The 4,733-nt window shown below is 40.2% G+C and carries 7 protein-coding genes; 3 read left to right on the top strand and 4 right to left on the bottom strand.

Annotated features, from left to right (window positions below; translation table 11 throughout):
• Window positions 1–95 precede the first annotated feature (95 nt).
• Complete coding sequence (locus tag AC1DG9_RS23470) at window positions 96–266, bottom strand: hypothetical protein (protein ID WP_337714941.1); 171 nt, start codon at window positions 264–266, stop codon at window positions 96–98.
• A 144-nt stretch (window positions 267–410) separates the two neighbouring features.
• Between AC1DG9_RS23470 and AC1DG9_RS23465 the strand changes: the two genes are divergently transcribed.
• Together AC1DG9_RS23465 and AC1DG9_RS23460 are read left to right on the top strand one after the other, a co-directional pair.
• On the top strand, window positions 411–668 hold the full coding sequence (locus tag AC1DG9_RS23465) for a hypothetical protein (RefSeq protein ID WP_337714938.1): 258 nt from the start codon (window positions 411–413) through the stop codon (window positions 666–668).
• 138 nt (window positions 669–806) lie between these two features.
• A complete protein-coding gene (locus AC1DG9_RS23460) occupies window positions 807–998 on the top strand; it encodes a cold-shock protein (protein ID WP_048905418.1) in 192 nt (63 codons plus the stop codon).
• A gap of 534 nt (window positions 999–1,532) precedes the next feature.
• On the opposite strand, the gene AC1DG9_RS23455 is transcribed toward AC1DG9_RS23460, so the two are convergent.
• Window positions 1,533–1,781, bottom strand: a complete 249-nt coding sequence (locus tag AC1DG9_RS23455; RefSeq protein WP_337714937.1) for a hypothetical protein — start codon at window positions 1,779–1,781, stop codon at window positions 1,533–1,535.
• Window positions 1,782–1,936: 155 nt separating this feature from the next.
• Here AC1DG9_RS23455 and AC1DG9_RS23450 point away from each other — a divergent pair, with 155 nt between their 5' ends.
• Window positions 1,937–2,230, top strand: coding sequence for a hypothetical protein (locus AC1DG9_RS23450; RefSeq protein WP_172663408.1), 294 nt, complete (start codon window positions 1,937–1,939; stop codon window positions 2,228–2,230).
• A gap of 384 nt (window positions 2,231–2,614) precedes the next feature.
• Here AC1DG9_RS23450 and AC1DG9_RS23445 read toward each other — a convergent pair whose 3' ends face one another.
• Together AC1DG9_RS23445 and AC1DG9_RS23440 are read right to left on the bottom strand one after the other, a co-directional pair.
• Window positions 2,615–3,181: a dihydrofolate reductase family protein gene (locus AC1DG9_RS23445; RefSeq protein ID WP_337714935.1), complete on the bottom strand. Its 567-nt coding sequence runs from the start codon at window positions 3,179–3,181 to the stop codon at window positions 2,615–2,617.
• A 104-nt stretch (window positions 3,182–3,285) separates the two neighbouring features.
• On the bottom strand, window positions 3,286–4,733 hold a 1,448-nt coding region (locus tag AC1DG9_RS23440), incomplete at its 5' end, for a GH92 family glycosyl hydrolase (RefSeq protein WP_477635342.1).

Here is a 4,733-nt window from a genome sequence, read left to right as displayed (position 1 = left end):
GAGTATTACTGAATTTATCCCTTTTACAGAATTAATAAAGTCCGCATAGTTGTCTATTTCAATTTTCGGTAAAATAAACTGTCCTTCATTATTGGTTATAATATTTTGCGGCTTAATGCATCAGATGAATCATAAGCAACTGAAGCATCAGCTAAAGGCATTTTATCATATACCAATCCGATAACCGGTTTTCTATAGATATAAGAATGGGTATTACATGACGAGAACAAACCAAGCAGAATTATAGAATGGAAAATCAGTTTCATTCAATTTAATTTTGCCTAGCCAAAATACTTTATAATTAACCAAATTCAGAAATAATAGGTTTAAATTATCAAATTATTGGAAGAGGCTCTTTTATTTCATTTTTGTTTATTGTTATGGAAACGAGTTATGAAATATCTCTGAACATGAAAACGTTTAAAGGCATCGAAACTTATGGTTGTTTTCACCTTGGTAATGATGAGGCTTTTGCCCGGAGGCTTTACGCTTCCCTGCTTGCAGACCATGAGGTCTCTGTTGATTCGGTAATTACTATGGATCTGGTAAAGCGGGAGGGTGGTGTGCCTTTCCCTCAGGGACTGCGGCATTGTAGTTATGAGCAGCTCTCAGCGAATGTACGGCTGATTACCAAAGAGGTCTTTAAACGTCTGAATTTAGAGATTTAGCTATGAATTTGATCTCGGAAAAATATTTTGACAGATAATTTTAACGTGAAATATAATTCTAATTATTTTTTTATATCGAAATAAAATTTTATATTTCAACTATTTTTGTATCTTTGGATACAATTAATATATAATACAATGCAACAAGGAACAGTAAARTTTTTCAATGAGACAAAAGGTTTTGGATTTATCGTGCCAGCTAATGGTGATAGCGAAATCTTTGTTCATTCTTCTGGTTTAATGGACAACATTCGTGAGAATGATTCAGTAAGCTATGACATCGAGCAAGGTAAAAAAGGCTTGAATGCAATTAATGTTAAAATCAGCTAATTAGATTTCCTTCATAATTGATTAATCACCTGCTTTTAGCGGGTGTTTTTTTTGGGCTGAATTTTCGTTTTCGGTCAATTTCTTCTACGGTGGCGGGTGGATTGTTCTTAAGGTATGCTGAAATTATGCCGGGGCGTTTTATTTATCCATGCATATTTTGGGGTAAAATGATGGTTTATGCAAAGCAAATGAACAGATCATCACGTATATAGAACTTGATGCTGAGGATATTAGACAAGCCCTGACCCAAGTAAAAAGAGAATTTCAGGTTGGAGATTGAACGGATTTATATGCTGAATGCGTACCATGGAAAGAAATTAAGTCAAATGTTGTATGAGCAAATGCTGGAAGTTACTTCCAGTCTTGGGAAATTATCGGTTTGGCTACGCTTTTGAGAAACGAATCCGCGGGCCATCGGCTTTTACGAGAAAAATGGTTTTGTGGCTTTTGATACACATACCTTAAAAATAGGAGTTGACGGGCAGACGGACATCATGATGAGGAAACATCTGGAGGTGGGGACTGCTTATGGGTTTAATGTGCGTCAATTGCCTGTCCGATCGCTTGGATTTCTTCCTGTTCCAGATTGCCTTCCAGTAAATGCCAGCAATCATCTGCACTTTGATGAAGGACGCCTAGTGTTACGTTGTCACGAGCAACACGGTAGTTCCTTTCATGATTTGGGTCAGAGGACGGATAGTACATGGTGATCGTGAATGTTAAGGGTTCAAGACCGGTATTGATCGCTACCGATACGTTAAATATTTCTTCTTCTTCCTGCATGACCTGTGATGGTTTATAAGTTAAACAACTGCCAGCTGAAATAGTTAGTCCAGATCGTACACTTTTTGAAAGCCGTTGTCTATTATCTGCCTTTGGTCACTGATGGAGGGTTTATGATTTCTGGGCACCATTATTGGAAGCTTATAGGAAAACCTATGATAGCAATTGACAATGTACAACCTTTAAGCCCTGAAAGTTTATTTGAGCTTTTAAAAACGGAATTTCCTGCTTACGTGAATGAGCAGCTTGGTAGCAACCTGGCTGTGGAATTTGCCCACGTGGCTGATATTGTGAATATTAGCTTCCCGGAAATTATTGACGGAAATGCGTACACGATTACAGTCGGTGACAATAACCTTGAGATTATAGACCATACTACAGATGGCACTTACAATACCGAGTTGCTGGAACAGCATCTCATGGAATTTTTGACCTTGAAGGCAGGTTAATCTAACTGCTTTTTTTTGGTTTATTCAGGCTGGACTTTACGGTCTTGCCTGGATTCGTTGGAAATCAGTCTTCCCGTTTGGTTAGTGTTCAATGCCTACCTTAATTTAAAAAGTGATAGGCTAGATTAGTCGTAGTTTCTTTTACAATCGACTTTGGGATTGGCGTAGATCGGATTGTTTCTGCTGCTTTACACTTTTCGTGGAAGATGGCTGACCACCAAATTGTTGGTCGCGATACCTTTTCGTATTAAAAATTTGTGTTGATTTAGGGTGATCATAGGTAAAAAGTCTGCAGTCAACCAGCCTTGATTTCCTTCGGAATACGCGACATTTTCCTCGAGACCACAGGCCTCCCCAAAGTGCTGGCCAGGCGCTGTTTAATGACTATACCTTTTCGTAGTGCAGGCCGATGACCCCTGAAGGCAAAGAATTTGTTTGTAAAAGCTTCAAATCAATTTTGTGGTTAATATTGTTAAATAATGGTATCCCGGTTCCAATCAATATTGGATTTAAAAATAACCAGAATTCATCAACCAGATTATGTGCTGCAAGTTCATGATAAGTAGAGGGGCTTCCTATCATTAGAATAGTACCTCCGGGTTGCCCTTTGATCTGCTTGATTTCCGATGCGACATCATTTCCGATAAACCGGGTATTAGCCGCATTGGTATCTTTCAATGAATTCGAGATTACCAATTTCTCAACCTTTTTGTACCATTGTGAGTGCTCAATGTCATGTTTTGATGCATTGGGCTGATCTGCTGCTGTTGGCCAGTAACTGTCCATCATTTGGTAAGTCTTTCTGCCATACAATGCAGCGTCTGCATTGTCGGTAAGTTTGCCAACCGTATCGAACATTTCCTCGCTTACACGGATCCAGTCCATCGCTCCGCTAGGTCCTGCAACAAACCCATCAAGGGAAACGTGCATCAGTAATATTATCTTTCTCATAGCGGTTTTATTATCGTGGTATCATAAAGGTAAAGTTATGTCATATCTACCAAGTCAGCTTGTGAAATTCGTGCTTTAGACTCAGCTCATCCCGATCACAAGGACTATAAAACAGATACCGCTTTATTGGCATCCCCCACGCCCCAAACAGATCCCGGTTTGCTACCCATAGTTATTTCCAGTTCGCCACCGTTCATGATGTCAGTGTGTTTAAAGTACGTTTTTGTAAAGTCAACACCATTAAGTTTCATGGCATTGATATACTTGTTCTTCGGACCGTTGTTTTTCACAGTTATGTGGAACTTTTTGTTTCCGTTTATCGTCAGTGTAGCTTCGCTAATCGTCGGACTTCCAAAAACGTACATGCCATTTGCCGGGTTTACCGGGAAAAAGCCTAAGGCCGATAAGACGTACCAGGCTGACATCTGACCAACATCTTCATTTCCAATAATGCCATCGACTTTATCCGTGTAGAAATTATCTAAAATGAACCGCACCTTTTCGGCTGTTTTCCAAGGCTTGCCCGAGTAGTCATATAAATAAGCCATGGAATGTCCCGGCTCGTTACCATGTGCATATTGGCCTATTAAACCAGATATATCCGCCGATTTGGATTCACCCATATCACCTTCTGCAGTGAACAATGAATCAAGCTTTTTATTGAACTTGTCTTGACCCCCCAATAGCTCAATTAAACCCTCCACATCATGTGGCACCATAAAGGTATATTGCCAACCGTTACCTTCGCTGAAATCACCGTGCTCATGTATAGAAATGAAAGGGCTGTAAGGAGTACGCCACTGATTTGCCGAAAGGCGGCCACGCATAAAACCTGTTTGCGGATCGTAATAATTTTTATAGTTTTCAGCTCGTTTGCTAAAATAGGTATAATCATCCTGTTTGCCCATCTTTTTCGCTACTTGTGCGACACACCAGTCATCGATAGCGTATTCCAGTCCCTTTGAAACTGATTCAGCAACACTGTCGGCCGGAATATATCCGAGGCTTTTTACAAACTTGAGGCCCCGGGAATCGTTCATAGCGGTGGCTTTCAAGGCTTCGTAAGCGAGCTTGGTGTCGAAACCCTTGTAACCTTTTAGCAATGCATCGGCAACAACGGGCAGTGCGCTGTTTCCAGGCATTGTGTTGGTTTCATTGGCCATGAGATGCCAAACAGGCAGGGTCCCCTGCTGCTGATAAATCGCCAGCATTGAATTGATCATGTCATGGACATGATTAGGCTGGATAATGGTAAACAGCGGATTGTTTGCCCTGTAGGTATCCCACAACGAAAATGTAGTCACGTTATTAAAACGAGTATTTTTATGAACCTTTTTGTCCGTTCCCCAATATTCTCCATTGACATCATTGAAAATGGAAGGAGCGATCATGGTGTGGTAAAATGCCGTATAAAATTTCTTCATTTGTGTTAATGAATCCGTTTTGATGTCAATCTTAGCCAGTTGTTTGTTCCAGGCTTGATCAGCATCCTGAATCACCTTATTAAAGTCCCACTTGGGGATCTCGGCTTTAATATTCAACAGGGCATTAG

The sequence above is a fragment of the Pedobacter sp. 05L430 genome (genome assembly GCF_056397585.1).
Note: the sequence above shows the minus strand (reverse complement) of the source record. Positions and strands in the feature narration are given on the sequence as shown.